Origin of the sequence: Chamaesiphon sp. VAR_69_metabat_338 (assembly GCF_031423935.1) — a bacterium.
GTDB lineage: Bacteria > Cyanobacteriota > Cyanobacteriia > Cyanobacteriales > Chamaesiphonaceae > Chamaesiphon.
Genome location: NZ_JANPGM010000747.1, coordinates 1 through 4828 on the forward strand (window position 1 = coordinate 1; position 4828 = coordinate 4828).

Genomic DNA, 4828 nt, shown 5'->3' on the forward strand with positions numbered 1-4828 from the left:
CAAGAAGAACGTCCTAATCGATCGACACCCAACTCCAATTCCAACCAATCTACCCCCACACAGCCAGCACGTCGCACCCAAGGCAAATTATTTGTCGTCACCCGCCAAGGCGAACAGTCAACAGTTACCGCTCGCACCGTCACCCTCGGCCAACAAATCGACGGTCAAGTCCAGATTCTCGCCGGACTCAATCCCGGCGAACGCTTCGTCGCCCGCGCCAGCAAACCCCTCAAAGACGGCGAACCAGTGCGCACCAGTATCCTCTCCCCCAGCTAAAGCCCAGTCCTCCCCGCCCCCCGCTCCCTCGTGCAAACCCCCCCATCCAGCTTCAGCCTCAGCACCCTCTCGATCCGCCAGTATATCGGCACCCTGATGCTGACTCTGACGGTCATCATCGTCGGGGTCTTTTTCATCACCCAACTCCCCGTCGATCTCCTCCCCTCGATTACCTATCCTCGGATCGGCGTCCGCCTCCAAGCTCCAGGCATCTCGCCCGAAGTCGCGATCGACGAAATCACCCGCCCGCTGGAAGAAGCCCTCGCCACCACCGATGGCGTCGTCCAAATCTACTCCCAAACCCGCGAAGGTCAAGTCAACCTCGATCTCTACTTCAATCCTGGCAGCAACATCGACCAAGCCCTCAACGACACTACCGCCGCCTTCAACCGCAACCGCAACCAGTTACCCGAATCGATCGAGGAACCGCGTCTATTCAAAATCGATCCCTCTCAGCTCCCCGTCTACGAACTAGCTCTAACTGCCCCTTCGCTGCGGGATGTAGACTTGCGAATCTTTGCTGACGAAGAACTCTCCCGCGAACTAAGTATCGTCGATGGCGTGGCTTCTGCCGATGTCTCCGGTGGCGTCCAAGAAGAAGTCCGCGTCGATATCGATCTCAACCGCCTCCAATCCTTGGGGATTAGTCTGCCCACAGTCCTCGACCAACTCACCCAACGCAATCAAGATGTCTCTGGCGGTCGCATTCGCGGCGATCGATCCGAACCGCTAACTCGCGCTGTAGGTCGCTTTCAGAATGCCAGTGAGATTCGGGATCTCGCCTTCGCCGCTGGCGGACAAGCGATCGCCAATACCGCGCCGCAACCTAATGCCACGATCGCAACGACAACTACCCAAACTACCCCGACACAACAAGTCTATCTGCGCGATTTTGCCACCGTTACCGATGGCACTGAAGAAGAGCGGGTACTAGTCAATCTCAACCGCCAAAAAGCCGTCAAAATCAGCGTCCAGAAACAGCCCGATGCGAACACTGTCTCGGTCGTCGATGCCGTCAAAACGCGGATCGACCAGTTGCGCAAATCGGGAGTAATTCCCGCCGACATGGTCATTACGCCGACATTAGACGAATCGGTATTTATCCGTAACTCCCTGGCAGATGTGATTACCTCTGGCCTATCTGGTGCGCTGCTGGCGGCAATTTCGGTGTTTATCTTCTTAGGCTCCCTGCGGCAGACATTTATCATTGCCCTGACGATTCCGCTGTGTACGTTAGCTGCCGCGATCGTGATGAAGTTGTGTGGCTTCTCGCTGAATATTTTTAGTTTGGGCGGATTGGCAATTAGCGTCGGGCAAGCGATCGATACTTCAGTGGTGATTCTCGAAAATGTCAGCAAACGGATCGAAACCCTCAAACTCGATCGTCAAAACAATGGGACTACCAACAGCGATTATGCCCAAGCGGCGATCGCGGCTGTCGAAGACAGTAGTCAGGAAGTAGAATCCTCCCTCGTCGCTTCGACGGCTGCTAACTTAGTCTCAGTCTTGCCATTTGTCCTCGTCGGTGGCTTTATTTCCTTACTATTTAACGAGCTGATTCTGACGATTTGCTTTGCAGTCACCGCTTCGCTGGTTGTCGCGCTGACGGTCGTCCCGATGTTATCGGCGCGACTATTCTCGATCGAGCGCACCAGCGGCCTCAATCGGCTGTGGATCTTACGAGCATTCAACCATCGGCTCGAAGGTGGCACGCGATCGTATGGCAATATCCTGGCTAAAGTCATCCGCCGTCCGGCGATGGTGGTTATCGTCGCCTTCATCTTGCTGGGCGGGAGCGGCGTCCTGATGGCCGGACAAATTCCCCAAGAAATCCTGCCGCGCATCAGTACCGGACAAGCCAACGTTAACGTTCAATTTCCGCCTGGTACCTCTCTGGCTACCAATCGGCAGGTGATGGCCGCAGTCGATAACGTGCTCCTCAAACAGCCAGAAACTCAATACGTCTTCACGACTGCTGGCGGCTCGCTATTTGGCAACACGGTATCGTCCAACCCGTCCCGCAGTTCTGGGAGCGTCACGCTCAAACCAGGTAGCGACGTGCAGGAATTTACCGATCGCACCACCCGCGAACTGAATCGGCTCAACTTAGCGGGCATTCGGGTGCGGGTGTCCGCCGGTTCCGTACGGGGCTTAATTTTAAATAATTCACCCGTACGGGGCGCAGAAGTAGACGTCGTTTTGCAGGGGCAAAATGCCGAAGTCCTGACGCAAGCGGGGCGGCAAGTATTGGCCGCACTCGACGATCGAGTCACATTATCCGCTTTCCGTCCCGATGCCGACGATCGCCAGCCTGAAGTCCAAATTCGCCCCAATTGGGAGCGGGCTAGTGCCCTGGGTCTGACGACGCAAGCGATCGGTACCACCATTCAAACCGCGATCGAAGGTGCTGTGCCCACCCAGTTACAACGGAACGAGCGACTGGTGGATGTGCGGGTGCAATTAAACCAATCCCTGCTCAAGCAGCCTTCCCAACTCGCGCAAATTCCCCTGTTTGTAAACAATAATTCTCTGGTGCGCCTCAGCGATGTGGCGACGATCTCCGAGGGACAGGCACCAGGTGAAATTCAACGCATCAACCAACGCCCCGTCTTTATCATCGCGGGGAACCTCAACAAGGGCGCGAGCTTGGGTGCTGCGCTCGCCGAAGTTCAGCAGATCGTCTCTACTCTCGATTTACCCGACGGCGTGACCTTACTCCCCAGCTATGCCGGTCGCACCAATCAAGAACTCCAGGGTGCCCTAGTCTCCCTGGGCGGGTTAGCCGCCTTTCTAGTCTTCGTAGTGATGGCCGTGCAATACAACTCGATCGTCGATCCGCTAGTAATTATTTTGACCGTACCGCTGGCACTAGTCGGCGGTCTGTTCGGGTTGTACATCACTCAAACCGCGATCGGAATTACCGTTGTCGTCGGTGCGGTGCTATTGGTCGGAATCGTCGTCAACAATGCCATCATCATGGTCGAAACCGCCAACCAGATTCGCGAGGCAGAAGGACTCGTTGGCGAAGCCTCTCCCCTGGAGACTCGACCGAGTGCCATTCTTCAAGCCGCACCCCAACGGCTGCGCCCGATCCTGATGACCACAGTGACTACTGTCTTGGGACTATTCCCCCTCGCATTGGGAATCGGCGAAGGATCGGAATTTTTACAGCCATTAGGGATTGTCGTCTTTTCCGGTTTGACCCTCGCTACCCTGCTGACACTATTTATCATCCCGTGCTTTTACGTGCTGCTCCACGATCTTTTCCAACGCGGCAAGGGCATCGGCAAATCGCGAGATCCAAAGCGGCCAGTATTAACCACCGATCGTCATTCCTAAACTTGTATAACAGACGCTAAAGCTATTAGGACAATTCGACCATTACTGCTACATCCCCGACTGTCTTGTCTCGCTGTCTTGACCCAAAGCCATGGGTCGGGAACCTCCGCGTGATTTGGGTCGCTGTCTTGTCGCACACAAACGGGAGGGAACCTCCCGTTCGATGCGCCGCTAAACCGTCGGGAAACCCGACGTTGGCGTAGCCTCTCCGTTAGGAGTTACGCGAGCCGCTTCTTCGAGAAGTCGGGGATGTGTCCTAACAAGCTTGGCAACTGCTATATCTCCCAAGCGTCGCCTTAAAGTCGCCTTCTACCCCCTACCCCTTACCCTCTTACTCCCCGCCCCCCGCTCTTACCCCCAAACACACGAACCGACAGATTATATGTCAAGATTGTGAAAGAAAATTTGTAGGCTGGGGTCGATCGCAAACACCCCATTCTTACGCGCAAACTACCTATTTTTAGATTTATAATAATGCCCGATCGATCTCAATTATGGTTTGAACCGTTAATCTGGATGGATTTTCGCTTAGCGGTCATCTTTACAGTGTTAATTCCCCTGATTCTTCTGGTGTGGGCATTCGCACAAAAAACGGCAGTACTCCAGACCCTATTAATTATTTATTGGCGGGTCGCGAGTTTACTGGCCATTACCGTCTACCTGGGGATCGCCGCCCTACCGATTACCTTTGTGGCATCCTTGGTCGCCCAAATTTTGATTCCGCTGTCGCTGTGGTTTTGGGCGGATCTCAACGAGGAAATTGGCGATTTACCCGACAGACCTCTCAAGCTAGGTTTCTTGGCTTGGCGGTGGGCGGTGACTCTGTATTCAACTCTGAGTGCGATCGCGATCGTGCCGTTTATCTCCTGTGCCTTTGGCAATGCTAAAGCCGATTCCTGTCAAGCTTGGTTCCAACCTTCCTGGCTGTACTACCAATTTTTTCACGCCAATTCCAAACCAGAATTTCTCGGCTTTCTCGGCGTCGTGGGTTTAGTTATTTACGCTCTCTGCTTAGGCTACTTTCTCATCGTCCGGCTCGGCAAGCAAGGTCGATCGGCGATGGCGGGGGATGAGTAAATGAGGGGATAGGGGGCAGGGGATAGAGGATAGGTTTTAGGTATTTGGTCTTTGGTTTTAGGGGATAGTTTTGGAGTGGAACACCGTTCCAACTTAGTTAGTTGGCTCTCTACCCCCTACTCCCTATCCCCTACCC

General features: G+C 54.6%; 2 protein-coding genes and 1 pseudogene. All 3 read left to right on the plus strand.

Annotated elements, in window-relative coordinates; genetic code table 11:
• Positions 1–276 (plus strand): annotated as a pseudogene (locus tag RMO84_RS20620) (efflux transporter periplasmic adaptor subunit); the annotation flags it as partial.
• Positions 277–372: 96 nt separating this feature from the next.
• Positions 373–3615 carry an efflux RND transporter permease subunit gene (locus RMO84_RS20625; protein ID WP_396135912.1) on the plus strand — a complete coding sequence of 1081 codons (3243 nt, stop codon included), beginning with the start codon at positions 373–375 and terminating at the stop codon, positions 3613–3615.
• A 474-nt stretch (positions 3616–4089) separates the two neighbouring features.
• Positions 4090–4692, plus strand: coding sequence for a DUF3177 family protein (locus RMO84_RS20630; RefSeq protein WP_310490311.1), 603 nt, complete (start codon positions 4090–4092; stop codon positions 4690–4692).
• Positions 4693–4828 lie beyond the last annotated feature (136 nt).

Excerpts from the sequence above, each read along its gene's own strand:
- RMO84_RS20625 (WP_396135912.1), top strand. The coding sequence starts at position 373 with ATGCTGACTCTGACGGTCATCATCGTCGGGGTCTTTTTCATCACCCAA.
- RMO84_RS20630 (WP_310490311.1), top strand. The coding sequence starts at position 4,090 with ATGCCCGATCGATCTCAATTATGGTTTGAACCGTTAATCTGGATGGAT.